Origin of the sequence: Galactobacter caseinivorans, assembly GCF_003640665.1 — a bacterium.
GTDB lineage: Bacteria > Actinomycetota > Actinomycetes > Actinomycetales > Micrococcaceae > Galactobacter > Galactobacter caseinivorans.
In genome coordinates this window covers 1-25,834 of sequence record NZ_QQXL01000008.1, presented here as the reverse complement: position 1 = coordinate 25,834, position 25,834 = coordinate 1, and the positions used below count along the sequence as shown (strand labels likewise).

Here is a 25,834-nt window from a genome sequence, read left to right as displayed (position 1 = left end):
CGGCACGCTGGTGCCATGACCGCATCCGCATCCGCACCCGCACCAGCGCCGGCCGCTGTACCCGCACCCGCACCAGCGCCGGCCGCTGTACCCGCACCCGCACCCGCGCCGGCCGCTGTACCCGCACCCGCACCGGCCTCTGGCCAAGAGGCCGCCGCTCAGTCCGCTCGCCCCCTGCGCATCGCGCTGATCGGCTACTCGTTTATGGGGCGCGCACACGCCCTGGGCTGGCGCAACGCCCCGGCCTTTTTTGACCCGGCGCGGCGCCCGGAGTTGGCCGTGGTGGTGGGCAGAGATGCCGCGGCGGCGCAGGACTTCGCCACCCGCTGGGGCATCCCGGAGGTCGCGACGGATTGGCGCGAGGTGGTGGCGCGGGAGGATATCGACATCGTGGACGTCTGCACGCCGGGTGACACGCACGAGCCCATCGCCGTGGCAGCCCTTTCGGCCGGCAAGCACGTTCTGTGCGAGAAGCCGCTGGCCAACACGGTGGAGGAGGCGCAGCGCATGGCGGATGTGGCTAGGGCGGCCGCGCAGCAGAGTGGGGCAGGCGCCATGTGTGGCTTTAGCTACCGCCGCACGCCGGCGTTGACCCTGGCCCGGCGAATGGTGGCGGACGGCTTCCTGGGGCAGCTATGGCAGGTCCGCGCGCAGTATCTGCAGGACTGGCTCTCCAATCCCAGTGCGCCGTGGGTGTGGCGTCTTGATCGCGAGCAGGCCGGTTCCGGCGCTTTGGGGGACATCGCGAGTCACATCGTGGACGCCGTGCAGTGGGTCTCCGGGCGTCACGTCCTGGGCGTCAGTGGCCTCACCCAGACTTTCGTGGACGAGCGTCCGCTGCCCGGCGGCGGCGGCACCGCGCCGGTCACCGTGGACGACGCTGCCGTGTTTGCGGCGCGCCTGGACGGCGGTGTGCTGGCTGCCTTTGAGGCCACCCGCTACGCCACGGGGCGCAAAAACGCGCTGCGCGTGGAGCTCTCCGGCTCCTCCGGCGCCATCGCCTTTGACCTGACGGATTCGAACTTTCTTGAGGTGTTTTCAGTGGCCGACGGCGCGGGGCCGGGGGGCGGTTCCTCCTCCGGCGGTGGGGGCGGGGCAGGCTTCAGCAGGATCGATGTCACGGATCCCTCCCATCCCTACGCGTCATGGTGGCCACCGGGCCACGCTCTGGGCTACGAACACGGCTTTACCCACCAGGCGGTGGACTTCTTGGATGCCATCGCGGAGGGGCGCACGCCTTCGCCCTCCTTTGATGACGCCCTGCGCGTGCAAAAGGTCCTCGCGGCCGTGGAGCGCTCGGCCGCGAACGATGGCGGGTGGCAGAACATTGGCTGAGCAGGCCAGGCCGCCGCGCCCGCAGCCCAGGCAGCGCCCCCGCCACCCCACGGCAGTGGTCCTGTCCAACTGGGGTATCCAGCTGGTCCTGGCGGCCATCGGGATCTACTCCCTGGTTGGGGAGACGCTGGATGGCGCGGCGTGGTGGTGCATGCTGAGCACTCTCTATGCCTTCGGTGCCGTGGTGGTCCTGAGTTTTATGGCGCGCAACGGCGGTGGGCCCCCGGCTGAAGCCAGTCGGCGGTGGTTGGGCCGCGCGCGCAAGCCCATCGTGACGATCTTTACGGTGGTGCCGGCACTGATCGGCATCCTAGCCGCCTTGCAGGTCATCCTCGCCGATTCACTCGTGGGGGCGGATGATCGCGGCATCAACAAGTTCCTCGGCGTGTGGTCCATGCTGCTGGGTTGGGCCATGCTCCACTGGGGCTTCGCCCAGCTCTACCTGCTGCGCAGTGAGGAGGCCCGGCCGGGCAAGGTGCTGGACTTCCCCGAGAGCGATCACCCCGGACTGGTGGATCACGTCTACTTCGCCTTCACGGTCGGTACCACCTTCGCCGCCTCAGATGTCACGGTGTTGGACACCCGCACGCGGTGGGTGGTCACCATCCACTCCGTGCTCGCGTTTGGGCTCAACGCGCTGACCATTGCGCTGGCGTTCAATACGATTATGGGGCTGGGCAAGTAGGGCGGCGCTGGCGCCCCTCACTCAGCAGCGCATCTGCCCGACGCTGCCCGCTCACGGCGACCACGCGGCGTCGGGCAGGGAACTTGGCGGCCAAAAATGCGCGCCAGCGCGTCAAAAACCGGCCGCCGAGGTGCTTGGCCTTCCTGCTTTCTCCTTTCGGCGGGTAAACTTTGATCGCAAGAGCCTCTTGCAAGCCCCGCCGGTCACCACCACGGAGGGGCGCGGGAGGCATTCCTGTGTCCGGGACACCGGGACACCGGGCCGCGGCCACCAGGCCACATCCGCCGCACTCGCGGCACACGGAGGGGGAGAATCCGATGCCAGCGATCGTCATCGTCGGCGCCCAGTGGGGCGACGAAGGCAAGGGCAAAGCGACCGACCTATTGGGCGGGCGCGTGGACTATGTGGTCAAGCCGAACGGCGGCAACAACGCCGGGCACACCGTGGTGGTGGGCGGCGAGAAGTACGAGCTCAAGCTCATCCCCGCCGGCATCCTTTCCCCCAACACCATCCCGATCCTCGGCAACGGCTGCGTGGTGAACCTGGAGGCGCTCTTCGAAGAGATGGACGCGCTCGAGGCCCGCGGAGGGGACACCTCCCGCCTGCGCGTCTCCGCCAACGCCCACCTGGTGGCCCCGTACCACCAGACCATGGACAAGGTCACCGAGCGTTTCCTTGGCAAGCGCGCCATCGGCACCACGGGCCGCGGCATTGGCCCCGCCTACATGGACAAGGTGGGGCGCCTGGGCATCCGCGTCCAGGACATCTTTGACGAGTCCATCCTGCGCCAAAAGGTGGAGGGTGCGCTGCGCCAGAAGAACGAGCTGCTGGTCAAGATTTACAACCGCAGGGCCGTGCTCACGGACGAGATCGTGGACTACTTCCTGGCGTTCGCCGAGCGCCTGCGCCCCATGGTCATTGACTCCGAGCTGGTCCTGAACCGCGCCCTTGATGAGGGAAAGGTGGTGCTCATGGAGGGCGGACAGGCCACGTTCCTTGACGTGGACCACGGCACCTACCCGTTCGTCACCTCCTCCAACCCCACCGCAGGCGGCGCCTCCGTGGGTGCGGGCATTGGCCCCACCCGGATCCAGCGCTCCATCGGCATCATCAAGGCCTACACCACCCGCGTCGGGGCCGGCCCGTTCCCCACCGAGCTCTTTGACTCCATGGGCGAGCAGCTGCGCACCGTGGGCGGCGAGTTTGGCGTGAACACCGGCCGCCCGCGCCGCACCGGCTGGTACGACGCAGTGCTGGCCCGCTACGCCGCGCGCGTGAACGGCTTCACCGACTACTTCGTCACCAAGCTGGACGTGCTCACCGGCATCGACAAGATCCCCGTGTGCGTGGCATACGAGATCGATGGTGAGCGCCAGGACGAGGTCCCCATGACCCAGTCCGAGTTCCACCACGCCAAGCCCATCTTCGAGTACTTCGACGGATGGACCGAGGACATCTCCGGCGCCAAGACGCTGGAGGATCTGCCGCAGAACGCTCGGGACTACGTGCTGGCCCTGGAGGCCATGTCCGGCTGCCGCTTCAGCGCCATCGGCGTGGGCCCGGACCGGGACCAGACCATTGTGATTCACGATCTGATTGGCCCCGTGCTGGACTGAGGCCGGCTGGCTGGCTGGCTGGGGTGCGGCGTGGATCCCCCGGGTTTTCGTGGATCCCCCGTCGAGTGGGCAGGGGATCCCCAAGAACCCGGGGGATCCATCGAGGGCGGTTCTGAGGGCGGCCCCGGCGGCGCCCACTACGCTGGTTCCGGAGTAGCGGTGCGGGCGCTGGGTTCCGTGCCGCGCTAGACCTTCTCAGCTCAGCCCGAAGGGATCCGCGAATGAGTCACGAAGCAGTCAAGGCAGTCCAGGCAGCCGTCAGCGCCGATCCCGAGAATGTGCCACTGCGATTGGCGCTCGCGGACCTCTTGGTGGCCAGCGGGCGTCCCGCAGAGGCCGTCACGGAGGCCGCTAAGGTGCTTGCGCGAGACCCCGGAAACGCGCAGGCGCTAGCGCTGGTGACCGGTGGCGTGGGAGACGGCCCGACGGCGTCGGCCCCCACCCCGGAAGCGGCCCCCGCGGAAACGGTCAGCCCGGAAACGGCCAGCTCGGAAGCCGCTGCACCACAGGAGCCGGCAGCGGACACCCCTCCGGACTTTGATTGGCACCATGCCGAGCAGCAGTTGGATGCGGCGGTGCCGCCTCCCTTTGTGGACCCGCGACAGGCGGAGACCGGGCACCTTCGCCCCGGAGGCCCGCCACAGGCAGAGGGCGTGGCGCCTTTGGAGCCTGGGCTGCCCCGCATCAGCTTTGCGGACGTGGGCGGGCTAGATGATGTGAAGCAGCGCCTGAATGAGTCCTTCATCCAGCCCATGCGCCATGCGGAGATTGCCAAGGCCTTCGGTAAGTCGCTGCGCGGCGGGCTGTTGTTGTACGGGGCGCCCGGTTGCGGCAAGACCTACATGGCCCGAGCGGTGGCGGGTGAACTTGGCGCCGGGTTTATGTCCTTGGTGATGACGGATGTAGTTGATTCCTATCGCGGACAAACCGAGAAGAATATCCACTCTGTGTTCCAGGAGGCCCGTCACAACGACGGCCCCACGGTGCTGTTTTTGGATGAGATTGATGCATTGGCATTGAAGCGCTCCGGCCTCACCGGGCCCGCATCCTGGCTCCGCGGCTCCGTGAACCAGCTGCTGCTGGAGATGGATTCAATGCAGGGAAACAACGACGGGCTCTACGTGCTGGCCGCCACCAACCACCCGTGGGACCTGGATGAGGCGGTGCTGCGTCCAGGCCGCCTGGACCGTGCCGTGCTCGTCAGCCCACCGGATGCCACGGCTCGCGCGGCCATCCTTCGCACGCACCTCGCCGCTCGTCCAGTGGCTGGCATTGACCTGGCCGCCTTGACCCAGGCCACCGAAGGCTTCTCCGGCGCGGATCTTGAGCATCTCACCGTGACAGCCGCGGAGAAGGCCATGACGGAGTCCATCGCGGCCGGTTCCGTGCAGCCACTCACCATGCACCACCTGCAACTTGCCCTGGCAGAGGTCCGCCCCTCCACGGGGGAATGGATGCAATCTGCCCGCAACGTGGTGCGTTTCGCCAACGATTCGGGCCGCTATGACGATCTGCGCAGATACCTGTCCACCCGCGAGGCGAGCGGAAAGTCGGGGCAGCGCAAAGGCTGGTGGTCGTGAGCGAGTTGGAGAACGTTCTCCGGCGAGCACACGTCTACTTCGCGGGCGGCCGGTACGCGCAGGCTCGCCGGGTTTTACTGGACACGGGGTCCGAATACGGCAATGACACCGAGTGGTTAAAGTCGCTGTCCGCGGTAGAGATGGCGGACGGGCATCCGGAGGTGGCGGAGCAGATCCTGGCCCACGCACTGAGCCTTGAACCCGAGTCCGCTGCCCTCTGGTTCAACCGTGCCTCCGCGGCGCTGGACCTGGGGCAGGCCCGTGCGGGGCTCAGCTACATCAATACCTCTCTGCACTTTGACCCCATGGATGGCGACGCACACATGCAGTTGGCCAGGGCTCTCTTGGCGCTGGGGGATGAGGTGTACTTAGACCAAGCGGAGCAGGCCATTGCCGAGGCCGCTCGGCTGGGCGCCCACCCCGTCTTGGTGGCGCGTTTCACCGCGTTCTTGCAGGTGCAGCGCGGCGATTCTGCCGGTGCGCGCTCCACTCTGGTGGAGGCGCTGGGTGCCCATCCCGAGGACGAAGCGCTACGCCTGCACTACGCCATGATTCTGGGCGAGGACGCCAAGGGGCACCGGAGGGCCGGCCAGATCTTGACGGCCGCCCTGGCCCAGCACCCGGATGAGACCTCGGCGCGCCGAGAACTGCTGCGGCGCAAGCACAGGGCGCACCTGCGCCTGCGCTATGTGCCCGTGTGCGCGCTCGGCTTGGTCGGCTTCGCGGCCTTGGCTCCCACCCCGTGGAACGCGGGGTTTGCGGCCGCTGGTGCGCTGGGCAGCGCGGTGGTGTGGTGGCTAGGAGAGCGGGCGGCGGCGGGAGTAGTGGCCGACGACGCGGGCAGGGAGTACTTGAGCGCTCACCCTGGGCTGCGCTGGGGGCGGTGGGTGCTGCTGCTGTGCAGCCTCCTGGCGTGGGCGCCCGCGGCGGCACTTGCCCTTCCGGGCGGCCCGGGGCTGGTGGCCGCTTGGGGGTGGCTTGCCAGCGTGGCGACGGCGGCCGTGGCGTGGGCTGCCGGGGAGCTGGTGCGGTGCTCGGTGCTCCGTGATGATCTGGACCAAGCCTCGCCACTCTCCATCCAAACCCAATTCGCCTCCTTGCGGGTGAGCCGAGCCGCGGTGGGTGGGTCCGGGCCGCCACGCCTGCGCTGGCTAGTCACCATCCCTGTGCTGTTGCTCCTGCTGGCACCAGTCGTCTTTCCCGGCGCTGGCCCCGCGCTCGGCTCCGGCCTGGCGCTGATGGGCCTGAGCGTCTGGGTTGCTGCTGCGGCCATGCTGCGCGGCAGCGACGCGTGGCGCATCCTTGCCAACCGCCTGCGCAACCGGCCCTCCGGCGCCGGAGCCGACCCAGCGGCGTCGGGCAAGATCAGGTCCGCCCAATACCAAGCCGCCGCCAGCGTGGTGGTGGTCCTGTTGGTGTGCGCGGGAGCGTTTGCGCAGGGCGCAAGCCGCGTCGCAGGGCTGATGTGAGCCGGGCCAGCCCGCGGGGATCCATGATGGGCTAGCGTTGCGCCGGATAGAGTGAGAGCACGTGTCAGGCGAGATGAGCTAAGGGAGCACCATGAAGGTCAGCGTCGGTCAGTTTGATCCGAGCGGGGATGTCTTCGAGAACCTGGAAACCATGGATCGGCTTGCCGGGCAGGCCAAGGCGGACGGCGCCGGGCTGGTGCTGTTCCCCGAGGAATCCATGGTCTCCATCGGCAAGATCAAGGGCGACTTTGCCGAGCAGGTGGCCAAGGACTGGTCCCGCTTTGTGCAGCGCCTCTCCTTCATCGCGGCCGGGCACGGCATCGCCGTGGTGGCCGGCGGCTACGAGCCCAACGGCGAGGACCGCCCCTTCAACACCGTGGTGGCGGTGGACCCCAAGGGCGCCATCCTCACCACCTACCGCAAGATCCACCTCTACGACGCGTTCTCCTTCAAGGAGTCCAGCCGCATCACGGCCGGCCCGGCGGATCAGCGCGTCACTTTTGAGCTGGGTGGCCTGAAGTTCGGCATCATGACCTGCTACGACATCCGCTTCCCGGAGCTGGCACGCGACCTGGCACTGGAGGGCGTGGACGCCCTGCTGATTGGCGCGGCTTGGTACAAGGGTGATCGCAAGGTCTCTCACTGGCGCACCCTGTTGGCCGCCCGCGCGGTGGAGAACACGGTGTGGGTCGCCGCCGCCGGCACCTCCAACGAGCGCACCATCGGCTACTCCGCCATCCTGGACCCCATGGCCCAGGCCGTGGATTACCTGGAGGACGAGCCAGAGGGGCTGGTCACCGCGGACATCACGCGCCAGCGCGTGGACGAGGTCCGCGAGTTCCTGCCCGTGCTCGCCAACCGCCGCATCGGTGTGCCGGCCCCGCAAGAGGGCTAGCTGTATTACCCCGCTAGGTGAGGTACGCGGTTGGCGGGGTTCCTGTCTCGAGTTCGGACGGGCGCGGGTCTGCGGGGGGCCGGGTTGCCACCCCGTGCGACAAATGCCACCTGGTACGACGTCGCTGCCGCGGAGTGACACTTCATACGACAAACGCCGTCGTGCAACGCGGCGAATGTCGTATCAGGTGGCAGGCGCGGGGCCGGGGGTGCCCTGGGGAGATGGACTTGCCCCCCGGAAACGTTGAGCGCCCCCAGAGCGGCGTCGCCCGGCGCCTCAGGTCGGCACTACCGCACGGTCGCCGAACCCGTACCTCACCTGGCGGGGTAAGACAGCCAGTCAGGGTCTGGCTGGTCTGGTTGGCCCGGCGGGCCCGGCTGGCGCCGCGGCGGCCGTCGCGTGCGCCGTCCACTGCGCTTCCTTGGGAAGACGACGCAGCTGGCGCGTCCCCAACGCCAGCGCCGCGGCTGCCACGCAGATCCCCATGCCAACTAACAGCGTGGGGGTGCGCCCGGCCAGGCTGAGCCCCACGCCGGCGATGAGGGGTGAGAGCGGCATGGCCCCGGTGGAGAAGACCGAGACGATGGAGCTGGCGCGCCCCATCATGTCCGGCGGCGTGGCCACCATGAAGTACCCCAGCAGTGCGGCGTTGAGGGCCGGCGTGCCGAGCATGCTGCAGGCCAACGCGATGGCCAGCCCCAGGGGCTCTGTGATCCACGGCAGAGTGGCGGACGCCGCGGCCAGGAGCACCAATCCTGCGATGGAGAGCGGCCCGGCAGGCAGCCGCGAGACCAGCCACGGGGCCGTTGTGGCGCCCAGCAGCATCCCGGCGCCCATGCCGCCGGAGACCAGCCCAATCTGCGCCACCGAGACGCCGTCCTGCTGCATGGCAAACACCAAGGTGCTCACGAGCACATTAAATCCCAGGTTCACGAGTGTGGTGACCAACAGTGCGCCGCGCAGGTCTGGGCGGCGCCACAGCCAGCGGAACGCGGAGCCAAGTTCCTGGTGGCCGCGGCGGCGGGCCGCGGGATCAGGTCCGGTGCTCGACGCCGCGGGGTCGGCTACGGCGCCCGGCTCGGCCTCCGGGCCGGGCTGGGGGGTCCAACGCCGCAGCAACACCCAAGCGGTCGCGCTCGCGATCAGCTGACTGAAGATGAGAGTGGCGCCCAGTAGCCAGCCGCCCACCGCGAGCAGCACCCCACCCAGCGGGGCGGCGGCCAGCGACAACACGGCGTCGCGCCCTTGGTTCGCGGCCTGGGCCCGGCCCAGTGCTCGGGCTGGGACCAGGTCCTTGAGTGCCGCGTCCGTGACCGGGGCAAAGAGCCCGTTGCGGGCGGCCATCGCCGCGTTGAGCGCCAGGAGAACGGGAAAACTCAGTGCCTGCGCCGCGGCGAGCGCGGTGAAGATCGCCGCGAGGGCCAGGCCGCTCAGGGCCCCCAAGAGCATAAGGCGCAGGCGTGGGTGACGGTCCGCCTGGATGCCTCCGAGCATGGAGGTCAGGACGCGGATGGCGATTCCAATGCTGCCGATCAGGCCGGCCTGGGCGGGGGAGTTGGTGACCATGAGGGCCAGCAGCGGCACGGCAAAACCGATGAGGGAGATGTTGAGGATCGTCGCGGTGTCCACGACAAGCCACCAAGGGTAGGCGCCGCCCAAGAGGCGGGTGCTGTGGGCGGCTGGGGCGGGGGACATGCCGCTCACACTACATACGCAAGAAAAGTTGCACAAGTATGATTGCGCAACTTTTCTCGGGCATCGGTAGGCTTGCCTCATGGCTGAGAACTCGACTCACGACGCGGCGCAGGGCAACTACGAGACCATGTCCACCGAGGTGCTCAAGGCCATGGCCAACCCCTTGCGTCGACGCCTGGTGAGGGCGCTTTCGGTGGCGGGTTACGGTCGCGCCGCGGATCTGGCGCAGAGCCTGGATGTCCCGGCCAACAAGCTCAGCTTTCACTTGCGCACCCTGGCCAAGGCCGGGTTGATAGAGGAGGCTCCGGAGCTGGCGAGGGATGGTCGCGACCGGGTCTGGCGGCCGGTGCGCAAGGCCCGCTCGGTGGGTTCCCCGCAGCATCCGGTCGCGGACAAGTTTCTGGGCAATCAGGTGTTGGCGGGCGTGGTGGAGGACGATATGTCGGTGCTGAACCGCGTGGCCGCCTGGGTGCCCGGCTACACCAGTGGTGAGGACCCCGTGGTGCGCGGAGCCTTGACGGATATGCGACTGCGGCTCACGCGTGAGCGCTTTGTTGCCATGATCGACGCGATGGAGCGGGTCGTGGAGGAGTTTCGCGGCGAGCAGGAGGCGGAGGATGCGCTGGGTTGGGATCTGGTGATCCTGGCAGCCAGCGACGAGATCTGAGTCGTCCTTGGACGCTGGCGCCCTTGTGACTTAAGACCCTCAGCGCTACGGTCTTTTGCATCACTCGCGTGACGCGCATCACTGCAAGTCCGCACCCGTCATCCGCACCCCGTCATCCGCACCCCGTCATCCGCTCGCTCTGCCTGCGCCGCCCCCCGAGGAGGACCACCGTGTCCGCTGAAAACCACGCCGCCCACGCGGCGCAACCATCGCCACGTAGCCAGCCAGGCGGCGTCGCCCAAGACGACGACGCCGCGCAGCTGGCGGAGCTGGGCTACGACTACGACCCGTCCTTCAAACGGGAAATGACCTTCTGGGGCAACGTCTCCCTGGGCTTCACCTACCTTTCCCCCGTGGTGGGCATTTACTCGCTCTTTGCGGCGGCCCTGGGGAATGGCGGCCCGCCCATGGTGTGGGCGCTGGTGCTGGTCGGTTTTGGTCAGTGGCTGGTGGCCAGCGTCTTTGGCGAAATTGTGTCCAACTACCCTGTGGCCGGCGGCGTGTACCCCTGGTCGCGGCGCCTCTGGGGACGCAAGTGGGGCTGGATGAACGGCTGGGTCTACCTGGTGGCGCTGCTGATCACCATTGCCTCCGTGGCCTACGGCGCCGGCCCGTTTGTGGCCGCGCTCTTGGGGTTGGAGAGCGGCACCGCCGCCACGGTGACCTGCGCCCTGGTCCTGATTGCCCTCGCCACCGTGCTGAACCTCATGGGCACCAAGGTGCTCAGCGTGGTGGCCATGGTGGGCCTGATCGCCGAGCTGGGCGGCGCCATTGTGGTGGGCCTGTGGCTGCTGATCTTCAACCGTCACCACGACCTTGGCGTGATCTTCCAGACCTTCGGGGCGGGGGAGGGCCAGTCCTACTTCTGGGCCTTCGCCGCCGCCGCGCTGATCGGCATCTTCATGTATTACGGCTTTGAGGCCTGCGGCGACGTAGCGGAGGAGATCAAGAACCCCGGCGTGCAGATCCCCAAGGCCATGCGTATGACCATCTACATCGGTGGCGCGGCCGGCGTCTTCATCTGCCTCTCACTGGTGCTTGCCGTGCCGGACTTCGGCGCGGTCATTGATGGCACCGTCACGGATCCGGTCACCGAGGTGCTGCTGGCCGGCTTTGGTCCCGTGGGCTACAAGTTGGTGGTCTGCGTGGTGCTGATCTCCTTCATCTCCTGCGTGCTGAGCCTGCAGGCCGCCGCCTCGCGGCTGGCTTACTCCATGGGCCGCGACGGGATCCTGCCCGGATCCACCTTCCTGGCCCGCTTCTCCCACAAGCGCCACGTGCCGCCCTACGCGCTGGTCGTGGCAGGCGTGCTCCCCGCGATCGTCATCCTGGCCTCCATGGGCTCTGACAATGCGCTGGTCTACATCATCTCCTTCGCCGCCATGGGCATGTACCTTGGCTTCCAAATGGTGGTCCTTGCCGCCCTGCGCGCCCGGCTCAAGGGCTGGCGCCCAGCGGGCAAATTCACGATGGGCGCCTGGGGCCTCCCGGTCAACATTGGGGCGCTGATCTGGGGCATCCTCGGCATGCTCAACATGGCCTGGCCGCGCCCGGTGAACGACAGCTGGGTGGCTGACTGGATGGTCATCATCTCCACCGCGATAGTGCTTGGCCTTGGCCTGCTCTACATGGCGATCGCCAAGCCCTACCTCAAGGGCGACGCCCCGGCAGGGGACGCGATTCCTGCCGCGGCTGCGCTCACCGGCCGGTAGCAGCGCAACCCACATGGCCGCGATGGGCGGGTGAGCGGGGGCCCGACGCCGGTGGTTCAGTCAGGAGCCGGGCCCAATCGTCCAAGCGGTGGTCGGAGTGCACACACGCACCGCGCCAGGGCGCCCGTAAGGTGGGTCACACCCTCCGTCGAAAGGCCCTCCGAGTGAGCCAGCACGTGCCGTCCCCGCATTCCGCCGAGCAGCCCGCCGAACAACCCGCCGAGCAACCCCGCCCGCTGGAGGGCGTGCTGATCGCGGACTTCTCTCGCATCCTGGCCGGGCCGCTGGCCACCATGACGCTGGCGGATCTGGGCGCGCGGGTCATCAAGGTGGAGCGCCCCGGCGCGGGGGATGACACCCGCAGCTGGGGCCCGCCCTTCTCCGAGGCCGGCGCCGCCACGTACTTCGAGTCCGTGAATCGCAACAAGGAATCCATCGCGCTTGACCTCGGTGATCCTTCCGATCGCGAGGTGGCGCGCGCCCTTGCCCTGCGCGCGGACGTGGTCGTGGAGAACTTCAAGGTGGGCGGCATGGACAAGCTGGGATTGGGTTACGCCGCGCTCGCCGAGCACAATCCGGGGCTCGTCTATGCCTCCGTCTCCGGTTTTGGGGATGTGGGCGGGGCGCAGCTGGCGGGCTACGACTTTGTGGTGCAGGCGCTGGGCGGCCTGATGGACGTGACCGGTGAGGCGGGCGGGGAGCCCATGAAGTCCGGTGTGGCCCTGGTGGATGTGCTCACGGCCAAAGACGCGACCATTGCGATCCTGGCGGCGCTGCGGGCCCGCGAGTCCACCGGGCGTGGCTCGCACGTCAAGGTCAATCTGCTCTCCTCCTTGCAGGGCGCGCTGGTGAATCAGGGCCAGGCCTTCCTTGGTGCCGGCGCGGTGCCGCGGCGCAAGGGCAATGTGCACCCCTCCATCGCGCCGTATCAATCGCTGCGCTGCGCGGACGCCCCGCTGGCGGTGGCATGCGGCAACGACGGGCAGTTTGCGCGCATGTGCGCCGAGCTGGGCCTGGCCGGGTTGGAATCCGACGAGCGCTTTGCCACGAACCCCGCCCGCGTGCGCAACCGGGAGGAGTTGGAGGTGCTGCTGGAGGGCGGCCTGGCCGCGGACACTGCCGAGAATTGGCAGGCGCGCTTTGAGGCCGCCGGCGTTCCGGCTGGCAAGGTCGCCACCATCGAGGAGGGCGTTCAGTATGCGGAGTCGTTGGGTTTGGAGCCGGTCCTGACAGTGCACGACGACGCTGGAGAGCCTGTGGGGCGCCAGTTCCGCCACCCTGCCACGTGGGTTCCCGCCTTCCCCGCGCCGGCGGCTGCGCCGCCCGCGCTCGGCGCTCACTCCGACGCGGTGCGCGCGTGGCTTGAGGTGCGCGACTGAGCTGCGCCGGGGTCGCGCCGGGGTCGCGCTGGGGTCGCGCTGGGGTCGCGCTGGGGCGCGCGGAGAACTTGGGGCCCGGTGAACCCGGGGAACCTGAGGCCATGCAACGTTCGTGCAACCTTCAGCCGGGATCTGGTGCCCCGGCCGGACGGCGGGGTCTCTGGCGCCTAGTGCAGGCGGCCTGCGCGTCGTGAGTCCCTCACGCCTGTGAGGCTGGCAGGGCAAGTGTCGAGGCCGGCGTCTGGGGAATCGGTCCCGTCAAGGGGGCGCGCGGCGCCGTGAGCGTGTTGGGGGCGCTGGGATGCGTGCCGACGCCCACGGGCGGAGCGCGCTCTATGACGCCCCCGGTGGCTTCGATAGCAATCAAGGGATAACCTACGCAAGGTGCCTCTTGGCCCGCTGCCCTCGCGTTGCACGCGACCGCCGCGAACCCCCTGCAAGGGCACCCGCCCGGCTGACCATTTCCGTGTTGGCCCGCGCCGTTTTCCCTTCAGGAGGTCTCATGACCAACCCAGCCCGCCGCACTGCCGGCACCACACACACCCCGCACCGCTTTATCGACATCCTGAGTCGACGCAATCCCTATCCCGGCGGGCATCGGATAGCACGCGGCTCGCTCACTGTGTCGCTCTTCCAGGACGGCGAGGCGGTGAGCACCGAAGAGTATGCGGCGGCCAAGACGCCCACGGCGCTCGCCGAGGCCACCGCCTGGGAGCAGGAGGCCGAGGGCCGCTTGGTGGTCCTTGGTTTTGACCTGCCGCAGCCTGAGCAGATCGCCGAGTTGGCCTCCCTCTGGGACCTTCACCCCTTGCTTGTGGAGGACCTACTCAAGGCCAAGCAGCGCCCCAAATTGGAGCGCTATGACGATGTGCTCTTTGTGGTCACGCGCGCCGCCAGCTACCTGGATGAGAAGGAAGAGGTGGCGTTCTCCGAGTTCCACACGCTCTCTCGCGGCAATGTTGTGGTCGTGCTGTGCCAGGTGCGTCAGGATGATGCGCCGTGGGCCGGTCAGCGCATCCCGCGTGATCCCGAGCTGCTCAAGCTGGGCGCCGAGGCCGTGGTGTACGCCTTCCTTGACGCGCTGGTAGACGGGTATTTTCCGGTGCTGCGCGGCCTGGATGTGGATAAGGAGCAGATTGAGCGCCAGGTCTTTGGTGGCGACGCCGCGGTGACGGAGCGCATCTATCGCCTGAGCCAAGAGGTCATTGACCTGCAGCATGCCGTGGCCCCGCTTGGCGCGGTGCTGACCGGGCTGCGCTCAGGCTTTGGCAAATACGGCACCGGCGATGACCTGCGCGCCTACCTGCAGGACGTGACGGATCACCTCACTAGCGTCACGCTCTTTGTGGTGGAACTGCGCGATTCCCTCAGCCAGATCCTTTCCGTGAACTCCACCCTCGTGACGCAACGCCAAAACGAGGACATGAAAAAGATTTCCGGCTGGGCTGCCATCCTCTTTGCCCCGACGCTGATTGGCGCCGTCTATGGCATGAACTTTGACGAGATGCCGGAGCTGCATTGGAGCCTGGGCTACCCCATGGCCGTGAGCGCCATGGTGGCGCTCGCCGTGGGAATCTGGATCGCGTTCCGCAAGAAGAAGTGGATGTGAGCGGACTGGTTTAACCGGCCCGGCGGCCTGCGCCGCTGAGCTGGGCGGGGCGGGTGTGATCTCCTGCCTCGCCCGTTTTTTCTGCCCGACGCCGCGTGGCCTTGACCGCGAGTAGCGCAAGGATCGCTCCCACCACCGGGACAGTCACCGCTCGGCGGCCGACCCGGCCACACGGCGTCGGGCAGTGTCACAACACTGTTCACCTTCCGGTCACCTTCAGTGCATAGCCTGAGCCCATGTTTGACGACGTGCGTGCCTACATCGACCTGCTCCAGACCGACGGCTTCAGCCTCGGCAATGACTTTGACGATGACCCCGAGCTCATTGATCCGGTGGGGCGCGCCGTGGACACGTGGCGGGAGAACTACCCCTACGACGAGCGCATGAGCCGCGAGGAATACGAGAGCGCCAAGTACGAGCTGCAGGTGGAACTGCTCAAGTTCCAGGCCTGGCAGCAGCGCACCGGCGAGCGCCACATCATCCTCTTTGAGGGTCGCGACGCCGCGGGCAAGGGCGGCACCATCAAGCGCTTCACCGAGCACCTGAACCCGCGCCACGCCCGCACCGTGGCGCTGACCAAGCCCAGCGACCGCGAGCTCACGCAGTGGTACTTCCAGCGATACGTGAAGTACTTGCCGGCGGCGGGAGAGCTGGTCCTCTTTGATCGGTCTTGGTACAACCGCGCCGGCGTGGAGCGGGTCATGGGCTTCTGCGACGAGGCGGAGTATCAGGACTTTATGCGCGACGTTCCGCGCCTGGAGCACATGCTGGTGGACTCCGGCATCAAGGTCACCAAGTTCTGGTTCTCCGTGACGCAATCGGAGCAGCGCACCCGCTTCATCATCCGCCAGATTGACCCGGTGCGGCAGTGGAAGCTGAGCCCCATGGACCTGGAGTCACTTGATAAGTGGGAGGCCTACACGGAGGCCAAGGAGGACATGTTCCGCCGCACGGACACCGACTGGGCGCCGTGGGTCAGCATCAAATCCAACGACAAGAAGCGCGCGCGCCTGAACGCGATCCGCTACTTCCTGACGCAGGTGGAGTACGAGGGCAAGGACCCCGAGCGCATCGGCAAGCCGGACCCGCTGATCATTCAGCGCGGTCGCGCCGCCGTGGGCGACTGACGCAGCGCCAGCCACAGCTCCGCAGAAACGTCCGGATCGTCAAGGTCCACGCCCAGCAGATCGCTCGCGACGCCAATACGGTGACGCACCGAATTGCGGTGCGCGCCCAGCTCCCTGGCCGCTTCCTCCCAGCGCCCACGACAGCGCAGATACGCCGTCACCGTGGGCAGCAGGTCCGCCCGCTCGTAAGCACGCAGCTCCTCCAGCCATCCCTCGGCGCGCTCGGGGCGCGGCGTGCCAGGCAGGGTGATAGTGCCCGACGCCGCCTGCTCGGCAGCGCGACGAGTGAGAGTGAGCGCCTGGCTGGCTGCCGAGAGGGCCACCACCTCTCCCAGCGCCCCTCCGGCCCACTCCGGCAACGGCGGGAGTTCGGGGCCCGGGTTGGTGGGGGGCTGAGAGGCGGCGACGGTGCTGGCCGGGCCGGGCGGGTTGCCCCCGGCCGGCAGCAAGACGGCGAGCGTGCCGTCCTCTTCTACGCGGTGCATGGCACCCAGCAGGGCGCCCAGCATGGCATCGAACCAGGGCAACGGGCCCTCCTCCGCCCCGGGAATCTGAGTGGTCCCCAGCATCCGCTCTGACCCCAGCATCCGCTCCGCCGTGGCCAGCGCGGTGGCCGCGTCCCGCGCGGGGCCGGTGCGCAGCACCAGCCAGCGCACGCGCTCCGGCAGCGGACCAAGCCCCACCTCATCCGCCACCAGCCGGGCGGATTCGGTCTGCCCGGCGTGCAACAACCGCACCACGGCGCCGCCCAAGGTGGCGGTGGCATCGGTGACGATCTCGCGCTGGCGCGCACGCATGGCGAGCAGGGTGCAGACGGTGGAGATCACCTGGCGATCCGGCCCTCCCAGCGTGCGCCCGGAGCCAATCACCAAAAAGCCGTGGGTGCGACTGGCCCCCATGATCGGGTGCGCCACCACGGGTTGGCCGTGCAGTTCAAAGGTGGCCGCGGAGTGCGCGCCGGAGCGGTTGAGGCGGGCCAGGTCCTCGCGGAGCGTGGGTAGCAGCGGCTCCACGTCCCCTGGCCAGACGGTGGGGGGCGCGCCGTCCGCCGGGACGTACGCCGCCCAGCCGCCCAGGGCCTGAGCCAGGCCGCGGATCACGGCGGCGGTGGCGTCCGGGCGAGTGGCTGCCCTGGCCAGCGCCGTCTGCGTGCCAAGGAAGTCACGCAGGCCGGCGGTGCCGTCCTTGAGGGTCAGGCCCCAAAAGGCGCGGGAGACGTTCTGAAACGGGACGCCGTCCGGCACCAGGACCAGGTCAAGCCCCGCAGCGCGGCAGGCCTGCGTCAGGGCGGCGGGCGGGGTGGCGGCCCACGGGCCCAGCCCAATCCCGAGCGCACTCACGCCCCGCGCGGCAAGGCGCGTCACGTAGGCGTGCACCTCCGCCTGGCCCGCGGCCAACGGCATGCCGGTGGTCAGCAGCAGCTCCCCGCCCTCCAGGTACGGGGTCGGGTCCTGGAGCTCTGACACGTGGACGCCACTCAAGGGCCTGTTCGACGCCGCGAGGCCGGGCGCCACGCGCAGCTCGCTTCCCAGCGCGGAGACGAGGTGGGGCAGGGTAATCACGGTTTCATCATCCAACACGGCGGGGCGGTTTGGATAGTTTGTCTAATGACCCCCCTCACGCCGCGGGCCTACGGTGGACCAAGAACGTCCGTGGCCGCCGCGCCGCGGAACGCAGCGATGCCCGCCCAGCCAGCCACGCGCCGTCGTGCAGCCTGGCTACCCAGACAGGAGCCCCACCCGTGAGCAACCTTGGCCCCAGCCCCGCAGACCTCATCGACTTCGACGAGCTGCTCAGCGAGGAGGAACTCGCCACGCGCTCACGGGTGCGCAGCTTTGTGGATGAGCAGATTCGCCCCAATATTGCGCAGTGGTTTGAGGACGCGCACTTCCCCACGGAGCTGGTGCCGGAGATGGGCAAGATGGGTCTGCTCGGCATGCACCTGAAGGGCTACGGCTGCGCCGGACGCTCCGCCGTGGAGTACGGTCTGGCGGGCGCCGAGTTGGAGGCCGGGGACTCCGGCCTGCGCACCTTTGTCTCCGTGCAGGGCTCGCTGGCCATGTCCGCGATCCACAAGCACGGCTCCGAGGAGCAGAAGCAGGAATGGCTGCCGCGCATGGCAGCCGGAGAGGCCATCGGCTTCTTTGGCCTGACCGAGCCCACGGCCGGTTCCGACCCCGCCTCCATGAAGACCTTTGCCCGCCGCGACGGCAACGACTGGGTGCTCAACGGCTCCAAGCGCTGGATTGGGCTGGCCTCGCTGGCCTCCGTCGGTGTGGTCTGGGCCCAGACGGATGACGGGATTCGGGGGTTTGTTGTCCCCACGGACACCCCAGGCTTCAAGGCCACCCCCATTGCCCCCAAGATGTCCATGCGCGCCTCCGTGCAGTGCGATGTTGAGCTCACGGATGTGCGCCTGCCCGGCAGCGCCATGCTGCCCAACGTTCGCGGACTCAAGGGCCCGTTCTCCTGCCTCAACGAGGCGCGCTACGGGATCCTGTGGGGGGCCATGGGCGCCGCCCGCGACTCCTTCGAGGACGCGCTGGCGTACGCGGGGGAGCGCATCCAGTTTGGCCGGCCCATCGCCGGCTTCCAGCTCACCCAGAAGAAGCTGGTGGACATGGCGCTGGAGATCAACAAGGGATTCCTGCTGGCGCTGCACACCGGTCGAATGAAGGACGCTGGCACCCTGAAGATCCACCACATCAGCGTGGGCAAGCTCAACAATGTGCGCGAGGCCATCGAGATCTGCCGCGAGGCACGCACCATCCTTGGCGGCAACGGCATCACCCCGGAGCACCCCGCCATGCGCCACGCAGCGAACCTTGAATCGGTGCGCACCTACGAGGGCACCGACGAGGTGCACACCCTGATTCTGGGCCAGCAGCTCACGGGCCTTCCCGCGTACCGCTGACCTGACACGCAGGCCCGCTGACCTCACCCGCAGGCCCGCTGACCTCACCCGCAGGCCCGCCCGTCCCGCACGACCGCCCCACACGACCGCACGCATCTAGCCAGGAGAGCCGCATGAGCGCCCCCATCACCCTGCAGCACCTCATCAACGGCACCTGGCGCGAGGGTGCCGGGGACGCCATTGGCTCCAGCAACCCGGCTCGCCCGGGAGAAGTCGTCTCCGTGGGGCGGGCGGCGAGCCCGGCAGAGGTGGACCAGGCGTTTGCCGCCGCCCGCGCCGCGGCCCCAGGCTGGGCGCGGATGCCACTGCAGGCGCGCGGCGAGCTGCTGGCGGCCGCGGCCACGATCGTGGAATCCCACGCCAAGGAGTGGGGGGCAGAGCTCAGCGCCGAGGAGGGCAAGACCCTGGCAGAGGGTGTCGGAGAGGTGACCCGCGCAGCCCAGGTGCTGCGCTACCAGTCGGAGGCCGCCCACCGCGAGCAGGGCGCGGTCTTTGCCTCGCCGCGCGCCGGCGAGCAGATCCTGGTGACCCACAAGCCGCTGGGCGTGGTGGGTGTGATCACCCCGTTCAACTTCCCCATCGCCATCCCCGCCTGGAAGATTGCCCCCGCGCTGGTGTACGGCAACACGGTGGTGTGGAAGCCAGCCTCCGCGGTGCCGCTCCTGGCCTACCGCCTGGCCAGCGCCCTGCACCAGGCCGGGCTGCCCGCCGGCGTCCTGAACCTGGTCATGGGCCCCTCATCGATGGGCGATGCGATCGTGGACCACGCCGATCTGGACGGCCTGACCTTTACCGGTTCCACCGGAGTGGGCCGCGCCCTGGCTGGGCGCGCGGCCTCCCGCGGGGTGCCCATGCAGGCGGAAATGGGCGGAAAGAACGCTTCCGTGGTGCTCGCGGATGCCGACCTTGACCTGGCCGCGGAGCAGGTCCTCTTTGGTGCCTTCCGCTCCACCGGCCAAAAGTGCACGGCCACCTCCCGCCTGGTCCTTGACCGCGCCATCGCCGAGCCCTTCCTTGAGCGCCTGCGTGCCCGCTTGGCCGATTGGCCGGTGGGGGACCCGCAGACCCCCGGGGTCGCCATGGGCCCGGTCATCTCCGCCCGTGCCGCGTCCACCATCGCGGCGTCCACGCAGCAGGCGGTGGAACAGGGCGCCACCCTTCTCCTGGGAGGCGAGCCTGCCGAGGGCGCCTTCCTCACCCCCACGCTCCTGCAGCTGCCGGACGGCGACGAGGGGCTGGAGAACCTGGCCTGGACGGAGGAACTCTTTGGCCCGGTCCTGGCCGTGCGCCTGGTGGACGGCGTACAGCAGGCCTTTGCGGCGGCCAACCACGGCGATCTGGGCCTCTCCTGCGCGGTGTTCACACGGGACATCGCCACCGCGCTCTCCGCCGTGGACGGGATTGACGTGGGCATGCTGCACGTGAACTCCGAGTCCGCGGGTGCCGACCCGCACGTGCCCTTCGGTGGCGCCAAGCGCTCCGGCTACGGGCCCAAGGAACAGGGCCTCGCCGCGCGCGAATTCTTCACCCACACCACCACGGTGTACCTGCGCGGCTGACCCCGCACCGGGCGGCATCCGGCGCCCCGTCTCCGCCGGAACCCTGCGCCCGCTGGAACCCTGCGCCCGACGACGCGACGGAACCGTCGCGTCGTCGGGCATGGTGCGCGGATGTGACTTTTCCGAGGGTAAGCGTCGCGCCCATCACTGCGGCGCGCGGGCGGCTTGGATACGCTGGAGGACATGACTTCTGAGCTCTTCCCTGCCACCCCCGTCGTCGCCGTGGACCCAACAACCGCCAGCGCCGTGCCCCTGGGGGCCGCGCAGATGGTGCTGATCCGCCACGGTCAGACCGACTGGAACAAGGCGGGCCGCCTGCAGGGGCAGGTGGACATTCCCCTGAATCAGACGGGCAAGGAGCAGGCCCAACTGGCCGCGCGCTCGCTCGAGGGGCAGGGCTTTACCCGTGTGGTGACCTCCCCGCTTGGCCGCGCCTTTGAGACCGGCTCCATCATCGCCGCGCACCTTGGCCTGCCCGTGCCCACCACGGACCCCGGCCTGGTGGAGCGGGCCTACGGCGAACTGGAGGGCGCCGTCGACGCCGATTTGCCGGAGCAGACCCGCCACGTGCTGCACCCGGGCCACGGCGCGGACCCCACCCCCGTCGAGGAGAAGGGCTACCGGCTGGGACTGCTCCCGGGCGTCGAGCGCTCGCGTGCCACCGGCGAACGCGGCCTGGAGGCGCTGCGCCGGGTCCACGGCATGTACCCGGAGGACCGCATCATTGTGGTGGCCCACGGCACGCTCATCCGTCTGGCGCTGGATTCCCTTGATCAGTGGCAGCGCTTCCACCCCAGCCCCGCCAACGCAGAGGCCACCGGCCTTGACGACGCCCAGTGGGCGTTCCTCACCGGCGGCGAGGCGACGGGCCGCTAACGCACCAGCTGGTGGCGCGCCGCGGGCCGGTGCCCGCCGCTAACGCACCAGCGCGCCGCCGTCCACCGCCAGGATCTGGCCGGTGATGAACGAGGCCCGCTCGGAGAGCAGGAAGGCGGCCGCGTCAGCAACCTCCTCCGGCCGGCCAAGGCGCCGCAGGGGAACCTCGGCGGCGTAGTCTTCCTGCGCCTCCTGCGGCAGGGACGCCAGGGCGTCCGTCACGATGGGCCCCGGCGCCACAGCGTTGACCCGGATGCCGCGTGCGGCATACTCGGCCGCCACAGACTGCGTCAGTGAGAGGACGCCGTGCTTGGAGGCGCCGTACGGGCTCAGATGCGGTGTGGACTGCAGGGCCCCGATGGAGGCGATGTTCACGATGGCGCCCCCGCCGTTCTTGACCATGTGCCCCAACTCCTCCCGCAGGCACTGGAAGGTGCCGGTGAGGGTGACGTCCATGGTGCGCTGCCACTCGGCGTCCGAGAGGTAATGCAGCGGCTTGGGCTGGGCGCCCACCCCGGCGTTGTTCACGGCCAGTGTTAGGCCGCCAAACTCGCTGACGGCGCGGCCGATGAGCGCCTTGACCTGCGCCGCGTCCGCGACGTTGGCGTGCTGGTAGAGCGCGGTGCCCCCTGCCGCGGTGATCAGGTCAGCGGTCTGAGCACCCGCCTCATCGTTGACGTCGCTGACCAGCACCTTGGCGCCGTCGGCGGCCAGGCGCAGGGCGATGGCGCGGCCGATGCCCGCACCCGCCCCGGTCACGAGGGCGGACTGATCGTGGAAGCTCATGGGGTGTCCTTAGTGCTGGTACTGGCGCTGGTGCTTTTGGTGTGGCTTTAGGCGGCGTTGCGCACCCGGAAGGCGGTGACAATGCCGGTGACGCCAAACACCACGCCGTAGACCCCGGCCACCCAGACCAGGGACACCAGGGCGGAGGTGGGGTTGGCGAACAGCAGGATCGCGAAGACAACGCCGAACAGGATGTTGATCACGCCGAGCGCAATGCCCCATCCGCCCAGGTGGCGATCTCCCAAGTCGGCCACACCGCGCAGGACCAAGGCGATGGCCATGGTCCAGAGGATGAACAGGCCAAGGAACGCGGCGATCGCGAGCGGGAAGATCAGCACCACCAGTCCGGCCAGGAGGGTGAGAATGCCGCCGGCGAGGACCCAGCCCCACTTGGCGGCGCCGACCTTCTTGTCCCGCAGGGCCATGGAGCAGAGGATGGTTCCGTCCATGATGAGCCACAGGCCGATGCTGAAGGCCACAAAGATGCCGATGGCTGCGGCGCCAAAACCGGGGGCCACAAAGAGCAGGATGCCCAGGATCAGGGCCAGGATGCCGCGGACCAGCAGCCACGTGAAGGTGCGCTTGCGCAGGTCTTCCCCTAGGCCGGCCAGGAGGCTAGCGGGAGCCGCGTTGCGTGGTGTGGAGTCAGGTGAGGTGCTCAAGAATCTGTTCCCTTACGTTGTGCATCGGGTGGCCGCCGAGAGGCAGCCGCCCGTCTGCATGCCATCTGCGGCACGCTGTGGATGACGTGGTGCTCTGTGCTTCGGAGTCTACGACGCACGGCTAGGGTCTGATGACGGGGCCTCAGCCCCGTGCCCAGCGCGCCGCCGTCAGAGTCACCCCAGGAGGATCCCGTGCCGCTTCCCACGCACCTGGCCCAAGAGGTCATCAGCTTTCGCCGCGAGCTTCACGCGCACCCCGAGCTTGACCTTGACCTGCCGCGCACGCAGGCCGCCGTGCTGGCGCGGCTCGCGCGGGTGGAGGGGCTAGAGGTCACCACCGGTGAGGGAATGAGCTCGGTGGTGGCCGTGCTGCGGGGTGCCGCGCCGATCCCGCAGGGGACCCGGCGCGCCGTCGTGCTGTTGCGGGGGGATATGGACGGGCTTCCCGTGACGGAGGAGACGGGGCTGGACTATGCGCCGCCCGTGCCCGGGACCATGCACGCGTGCGGTCACGACCTTCACACCGCAGGGCTCTTTGGCGCCCTGGCATGGCTGAGCCAGCGCCGCTCGGAGTTGGCGGCGGACGTGATCGGGATGTTCCAGCCCGCCGAGGAAACGGACGGCGGCGCGCAGAAGATGATTGATCAGGGGCTGCTGACGGTGGCCGGACCCAAGGCGGACGCCGCCTACGCGCTGCACGTCTACTCCGCCAAGTACCCGCACGGTCAGTTCGTCTCCCGGGCGGGGACCATTCAGGCCGGCTGTGATGACCTGATCGTCACGGTGAACGGGGAGGGCGGGCACGGATCGGTGCCGCATCTCTCCCTTGATCCGGTGCCCGTTGCGGCTGAGATGGTGCTTGGCCTGCAGACCCTCGTCACGCGGCAGTTTGATGCGATGGACCCTGTCGTGGCGACGGTGGGGCACCTCACCGCCGGCACCGCGTCCAACATCATCCCCGACTTCGCCACCCTCGCGATCACCCTGCGCTCCTTCTCTGCCCAGGCGCGCTCGCGCCTGATTCCCGCAGTGCAGCGGCTGGTGCGCGGCATCGCCGACGCGCACGGGATGACCGTCTCCATCAAGCACGACTGCGAGTTCCCTGTCACCGTGAACTCCGCCGAGCACGTGGACTTTGCGCGCGGGGTCATCGAGGACCTCTACGGTGCGGACGCCTTCGCGGAGCTCCCCGCCGCGGAGCCGGGGAGCGAGGACTTCTCTTGCGTGCTCAACGAGGTACCTGGCGCGTACGTCTTGCTTGGAGCCGTGCCGCCCGGCGTCGACGTTGCGTCGGCGCCCACCAACCATTCGCCGCTGGCGGTGTTCGACGACGCGGTGTTGCCCCGCGCTGTTGAGGTGCTGGCCGAGTTGGCGTTGCGGACGGCGCCGGTTGCGCTGGGGGATTTGGCGACGATCGCGTAGCGCCTTTGGGCGGTCAGCAGGATGATCACAGCACCACCCGGGCCGCTGCCGCGAGGGCCCCAGCAGCGTGCGGTAGAGCAGCCCGCAGCCCGCAGCCCGCGACCCGGGGCCAGCAGGGACCGTGCGGCACCAAGAGCACGATCAGGAACAGGACCCACAGCGAGCCGCTGGGCAGATTGAGCTGCCGCTCCACTCCTCCGGGTCTGGCGACGGCTTCCGCGTTGCCGGGCAGCGTCAGCAAAGTGGCGATGTGGAGCGTGGCCGGGCCTAGCTGACGCAGGGCCGTTGCCGCGAGGCCGGCGGCCCACGGGGTCATTCCAGCCCTCGTTAGGATCAGCAACGGGACTCCCAGGGTGGCGAAGTCGGCGCCAAGGGTCGCGATCGCCGCGAACGGTGCCCTGAGCACCTCGACGATCAGATAGAGGGCCCACACGCTGGGCACTCAGTGGAGCTGTCAGTCAGGTCCCTCACGGCCGCGAGGAAGATGGTCAGGGGGATCCAAGCGGCAGCGGCGATGAGGACCAACTGGAGAATGCCTCGGTCGGCTGGCTGTTTGCCGGCCGACCCGGGCGGGGCGCCCTGGCGAGCTCGCGCAGTGGGCGCGGGATCAGCCAGGCCAGCAGGGCGGGGATGGCCAGGGCCCAGGCCAGTTTGGAAAGGAGCGTGCCCTGCAGGGTGTTCAGGGAGTACCCGCCGTCGTTTAGGATCGCCAGCGGATCCAGCGGATCCAGCTGTGCCAGCGCCACCGAGGTGACCACGAAGATGGCGAGCCTGAGGATCAGCTCGCGGCGGGCCATCGGCCGATCCTGCCGGGCTGGGGTGTCCGGCCGGGGCACCGGGGTGTTCGTGGTCTTCAAGGGGTCCCAGGGTGGGGTCCTCTGCTTTGGTGAGGTTCATGGAGCTGGTGACTTGGCGTGGGAACGGGTGCCTAGCTGTCTGCGCGAAGGTGGGGATCCCTACGCTCTAGCGAGCAGTCCCGCCCCTCGGCCGCGGTATTTCGCCTGGCCGCCATCAGAATGATCGCGATAACGACGATGGTGGACGCGCCAGTGATTGGCAACAGAAAGGGAAAGTCGATCCCTCTTGACTGCAGCAAAATTTCCCAAAGCCAGTAGTGCGGCGAGAACCCCGCAAGGGGGATGCTCCCCAGCAGGGTGCGATAGATGATCCCGCGCTCGGTCGCCAGCCGGGAGAGCGCGGCGCTGATCAGTACGATGAAGAGGATGAGCCACAACGACCCGGTTGCGAGGCTGACTTGTCCGCCCAGATCAGCTCGTTGGCTTGGGTCGGTGGCCTCGCTGGGCAACGTCAGGAGTGCCCAGGTGTGCCTCACGACCGGCCCAAGCTGGCACAGGCTAGCGGCCGCCAACCCAGCAGTCCACGTGCGCATTCCGGCGCGGCAAAGGATGGGCCACAGCACCCCTAGCGTCGCGAAGCCCGTGCCGAGGCATGAAATGGCGGCGAGGGGAGCGGCCATGAGTCCCGCTAGCAGTAACAGCATCCAGAGGTCCTGCATTTCAGACCAGATGTCCCTTAAATCGATACCTGCTGCAAGTACAACTGAGGGAATGATCCACGCCGCAGCGCCGACGATCACGAGCCTGAGGATCCCCCTGCTGGCATCGTCCGCGTTTGTGGACCTCTCTCCGCCAACAATGTGGTCGCGGGCAGCGTAAGGCAGGGCGCGCAGCGGGCGCGGGATCAGCCAGGCCAGCAGGGCGGGGATGGCCAGGGATAGGGCCAAGGCCAGTTTGGCAAGGAGCGTGCCCTGCAGGGTGTTCAGGGAGTACCCGCCGTCGTTTAGGATCGCCAGCGGATCCAGCGGATCCAGCTGTGCCAGCGCCAC

Annotated in this window: 22 protein-coding genes; 15 read left to right on the top strand and 7 right to left on the bottom strand. The window is 68.7% G+C overall.

The window, feature by feature from the left end:
• Positions 1–15: 15 nt before the first annotated feature.
• From DWQ67_RS12090 to DWQ67_RS12065, 6 genes are all read left to right on the top strand, one after another.
• Positions 16–1,335: a Gfo/Idh/MocA family protein gene (locus tag DWQ67_RS12090; RefSeq protein ID WP_121485869.1), complete on the top strand. Its 1,320-nt coding sequence runs from the start codon at positions 16–18 to the stop codon at positions 1,333–1,335.
• Between the two features lie 55 nt (positions 1,336–1,390).
• The gene (locus DWQ67_RS12085; protein ID WP_158595451.1) at positions 1,391–2,020 is read left to right on the top strand and encodes a DUF1345 domain-containing protein; all 630 of its coding nucleotides are present in this window, start codon (positions 1,391–1,393) and stop codon (positions 2,018–2,020) included.
• 317 nt (positions 2,021–2,337) lie between these two features.
• Positions 2,338–3,636 carry an adenylosuccinate synthase gene (locus tag DWQ67_RS12080; protein ID WP_121485867.1) on the top strand — a complete coding sequence of 433 codons (1,299 nt, stop codon included), beginning with the start codon at positions 2,338–2,340 and terminating at the stop codon, positions 3,634–3,636.
• A 221-nt stretch (positions 3,637–3,857) separates the two neighbouring features.
• The gene (locus tag DWQ67_RS12075; RefSeq protein ID WP_121485866.1) at positions 3,858–5,216 is read left to right on the top strand and encodes an AAA family ATPase; all 1,359 of its coding nucleotides are present in this window, start codon (positions 3,858–3,860) and stop codon (positions 5,214–5,216) included.
• Positions 5,213–6,685 (top strand): tetratricopeptide repeat protein, encoded by a 1,473-nt coding sequence (locus tag DWQ67_RS12070; RefSeq protein WP_121485865.1) that lies wholly within the window; start codon positions 5,213–5,215, stop codon positions 6,683–6,685. The genes DWQ67_RS12075 and DWQ67_RS12070 overlap by 4 nt, the downstream gene beginning before the upstream one ends.
• 91 nt (positions 6,686–6,776) lie before the next feature.
• On the top strand, positions 6,777–7,580 hold the full coding sequence (locus DWQ67_RS12065; RefSeq protein WP_121485864.1) for a carbon-nitrogen hydrolase family protein: 804 nt from the start codon (positions 6,777–6,779) through the stop codon (positions 7,578–7,580).
• Between the two features lie 339 nt (positions 7,581–7,919).
• Here DWQ67_RS12065 and DWQ67_RS12060 read toward each other — a convergent pair whose 3' ends face one another.
• Entirely contained in the window at positions 7,920–9,275 is a 1,356-nt protein-coding gene (locus DWQ67_RS12060; protein ID WP_121485863.1) for an MFS transporter, read from the bottom strand.
• A gap of 79 nt (positions 9,276–9,354) precedes the next feature.
• On the opposite strand from DWQ67_RS12060, the gene DWQ67_RS12055 reads away from it, so the two are divergent.
• The 5 genes from DWQ67_RS12055 (at position 9,355) to ppk2 (ending at position 15,769) form a co-directional block, all read left to right on the top strand.
• Complete coding sequence (locus tag DWQ67_RS12055; RefSeq protein WP_199712711.1) at positions 9,355–9,942, top strand: ArsR/SmtB family transcription factor; 588 nt, start codon at positions 9,355–9,357, stop codon at positions 9,940–9,942.
• 170 nt (positions 9,943–10,112) lie between these two features.
• Positions 10,113–11,654 (top strand): APC family permease, encoded by a 1,542-nt coding sequence (locus DWQ67_RS12050; RefSeq protein ID WP_233556081.1) that lies wholly within the window; start codon positions 10,113–10,115, stop codon positions 11,652–11,654.
• 245 nt (positions 11,655–11,899) lie between these two features.
• The gene (locus DWQ67_RS12045; protein ID WP_121485974.1) at positions 11,900–13,033 is read left to right on the top strand and encodes a CaiB/BaiF CoA transferase family protein; all 1,134 of its coding nucleotides are present in this window, start codon (positions 11,900–11,902) and stop codon (positions 13,031–13,033) included.
• 502 nt (positions 13,034–13,535) lie between these two features.
• Positions 13,536–14,642: a magnesium and cobalt transport protein CorA gene (locus tag DWQ67_RS12040; protein WP_121485862.1), complete on the top strand. Its 1,107-nt coding sequence runs from the start codon at positions 13,536–13,538 to the stop codon at positions 14,640–14,642.
• 236 nt (positions 14,643–14,878) lie between these two features.
• Positions 14,879–15,769 (top strand): polyphosphate kinase 2, encoded by an 891-nt coding sequence (gene ppk2 / locus DWQ67_RS12035; protein WP_121485861.1) that lies wholly within the window; start codon positions 14,879–14,881, stop codon positions 15,767–15,769.
• On the opposite strand, the gene DWQ67_RS12030 is transcribed toward ppk2, so the two are convergent.
• Positions 15,739–17,331, bottom strand: coding sequence for a PucR family transcriptional regulator (locus tag DWQ67_RS12030; protein ID WP_121485973.1), 1,593 nt, complete (start codon positions 17,329–17,331; stop codon positions 15,739–15,741). The genes ppk2 and DWQ67_RS12030 overlap by 31 nt on opposite strands.
• A 179-nt stretch (positions 17,332–17,510) precedes the next feature.
• Between DWQ67_RS12030 and DWQ67_RS12025 the strand changes: the two genes are divergently transcribed.
• The 3 genes from DWQ67_RS12025 (at position 17,511) to DWQ67_RS12015 (ending at position 21,118) form a co-directional block, all read left to right on the top strand.
• The gene (locus DWQ67_RS12025) at positions 17,511–18,683 is read left to right on the top strand and encodes an acyl-CoA dehydrogenase family protein (RefSeq protein ID WP_233556080.1); all 1,173 of its coding nucleotides are present in this window, start codon (positions 17,511–17,513) and stop codon (positions 18,681–18,683) included.
• A gap of 113 nt (positions 18,684–18,796) precedes the next feature.
• Positions 18,797–20,242, top strand: coding sequence for an aldehyde dehydrogenase family protein (locus tag DWQ67_RS12020; RefSeq protein WP_121485860.1), 1,446 nt, complete (start codon positions 18,797–18,799; stop codon positions 20,240–20,242).
• 183 nt (positions 20,243–20,425) lie between these two features.
• Positions 20,426–21,118 carry a histidine phosphatase family protein gene (locus DWQ67_RS12015; protein WP_121485859.1) on the top strand — a complete coding sequence of 231 codons (693 nt, stop codon included), beginning with the start codon at positions 20,426–20,428 and terminating at the stop codon, positions 21,116–21,118.
• Between the two features lie 39 nt (positions 21,119–21,157).
• On the opposite strand, the gene DWQ67_RS12010 is transcribed toward DWQ67_RS12015, so the two are convergent.
• Positions 21,158–21,904 carry an SDR family NAD(P)-dependent oxidoreductase gene (locus DWQ67_RS12010; RefSeq protein WP_121485858.1) on the bottom strand — a complete coding sequence of 249 codons (747 nt, stop codon included), beginning with the start codon at positions 21,902–21,904 and terminating at the stop codon, positions 21,158–21,160.
• 47 nt (positions 21,905–21,951) lie between these two features.
• Positions 21,952–22,566 (bottom strand): DUF308 domain-containing protein, encoded by a 615-nt coding sequence (locus DWQ67_RS12005; RefSeq protein ID WP_199712709.1) that lies wholly within the window; start codon positions 22,564–22,566, stop codon positions 21,952–21,954.
• A gap of 192 nt (positions 22,567–22,758) precedes the next feature.
• Between DWQ67_RS12005 and DWQ67_RS12000 the strand changes: the two genes are divergently transcribed.
• Positions 22,759–23,988, top strand: a complete 1,230-nt coding sequence (locus tag DWQ67_RS12000; RefSeq protein ID WP_199712707.1) for a M20 metallopeptidase family protein — start codon at positions 22,759–22,761, stop codon at positions 23,986–23,988.
• 25 nt (positions 23,989–24,013) lie between these two features.
• Here the strand turns inward: DWQ67_RS12000 and DWQ67_RS11995 are convergent, their stop codons facing one another.
• The 3 genes from DWQ67_RS11995 to DWQ67_RS13805 form a co-directional block, all read right to left on the bottom strand.
• Positions 24,014–24,430, bottom strand: a complete 417-nt coding sequence (locus tag DWQ67_RS11995; RefSeq protein WP_147433692.1) for a hypothetical protein — start codon at positions 24,428–24,430, stop codon at positions 24,014–24,016.
• A gap of 46 nt (positions 24,431–24,476) precedes the next feature.
• Entirely contained in the window at positions 24,477–24,785 is a 309-nt protein-coding gene (locus DWQ67_RS11990; protein WP_121485855.1) for a hypothetical protein, read from the bottom strand.
• A 131-nt stretch (positions 24,786–24,916) separates the two neighbouring features.
• Positions 24,917–25,834 (bottom strand): hypothetical protein (locus DWQ67_RS13805; protein ID WP_199712705.1); only part of this gene is annotated, 918 nt, incomplete at its 5' end.

What these genes read in the sequence shown, in the direction of transcription:
- DWQ67_RS12040 (WP_121485862.1), top strand. Translation starts at nt 13,536, where the DNA reads ATGACCAACCCAGCCCGCCGCACTGCCGGCACCACACACACCCCGCAC.
- DWQ67_RS12065 (WP_121485864.1), top strand. Translation starts at nt 6,777, where the DNA reads ATGAAGGTCAGCGTCGGTCAGTTTGATCCGAGCGGGGATGTCTTCGAG.
- DWQ67_RS12055 (WP_199712711.1), top strand. Translation starts at nt 9,355, where the DNA reads ATGGCTGAGAACTCGACTCACGACGCGGCGCAGGGCAACTACGAGACC.
- DWQ67_RS12020 (WP_121485860.1), top strand. Translation starts at nt 18,797, where the DNA reads ATGAGCGCCCCCATCACCCTGCAGCACCTCATCAACGGCACCTGGCGC.
- DWQ67_RS12060 (WP_121485863.1), bottom strand. Translation starts at nt 9,275, where the DNA reads ATGTCCCCCGCCCCAGCCGCCCACAGCACCCGCCTCTTGGGCGGCGCC.
- DWQ67_RS12080 (WP_121485867.1), top strand. Translation starts at nt 2,338, where the DNA reads ATGCCAGCGATCGTCATCGTCGGCGCCCAGTGGGGCGACGAAGGCAAG.
- DWQ67_RS12015 (WP_121485859.1), top strand. Translation starts at nt 20,426, where the DNA reads ATGACTTCTGAGCTCTTCCCTGCCACCCCCGTCGTCGCCGTGGACCCA.
- DWQ67_RS11990 (WP_121485855.1), bottom strand. Translation starts at nt 24,785, where the DNA reads ATGGCCCGCCGCGAGCTGATCCTCAGGCTCGCCATCTTCGTGGTCACC.
- ppk2 (WP_121485861.1), top strand. Translation starts at nt 14,879, where the DNA reads ATGTTTGACGACGTGCGTGCCTACATCGACCTGCTCCAGACCGACGGC.
- DWQ67_RS12075 (WP_121485866.1), top strand. Translation starts at nt 3,858, where the DNA reads ATGAGTCACGAAGCAGTCAAGGCAGTCCAGGCAGCCGTCAGCGCCGAT.
- DWQ67_RS12090 (WP_121485869.1), top strand. Translation starts at nt 16, where the DNA reads ATGACCGCATCCGCATCCGCACCCGCACCAGCGCCGGCCGCTGTACCC.
- DWQ67_RS12010 (WP_121485858.1), bottom strand. Translation starts at nt 21,904, where the DNA reads ATGAGCTTCCACGATCAGTCCGCCCTCGTGACCGGGGCGGGTGCGGGC.